This is a genomic window from Gilvimarinus gilvus (assembly GCF_030518155.1).
Lineage (GTDB): Bacteria > Pseudomonadota > Gammaproteobacteria > Pseudomonadales > Cellvibrionaceae > Gilvimarinus > Gilvimarinus gilvus.
The window spans coordinates 1-495 of sequence record NZ_JAULRU010000795.1; the positions used below are offsets into that span (position 1 = coordinate 1).

Consider the following 495-nt stretch of genomic DNA (forward strand, 5'->3'; position numbering starts at 1 on the left):
CGTTTACGGTAAGTTTACCAACGGATGTAACATCAACAACAGCTACAGAAGTAACAATTACAGTAACAGGAACAGCAGACAATGGAGTAGATTATACAACAATTCCAGTAACAGTAACGATTCCAGCAGACTCAAATTCAGCATTGATTCCAGTAGAAGTATTGGATGATTTAGAATTAGAAGGTGATGAGACGGTAATTGTAACCTTGGTATCAACAAATAATCCATCAATAGGAATTCATGCGACAGAGAATGAAGCAACAGTGACTATTGGAGACAATGAAGATAACGGAGATTTAGTCGTAAGTATTGAAGCTACGACACCAAATGCGAATGAGCCAGATGTAGATGGAGCGTTTACGGTAAGTTTACCAACGGATGTAACATCAACAACAGCTACAGAAGTAACAATTACAGTAACAGGAACAGCAGACAATGGAGTAGATTATACAACAATTCCAGTAACAGTAACGATTCCAGCAGACTCAAATTCAG

General features: G+C 38.2%; 1 protein-coding gene. It reads left to right on the forward strand.

Translation table 11 applies throughout. The features are described from left to right. Positions 1-495 (forward strand): Calx-beta domain-containing protein (locus QWI17_RS20135; RefSeq protein WP_302724321.1); only part of this gene is annotated, 495 nt, incomplete at both ends.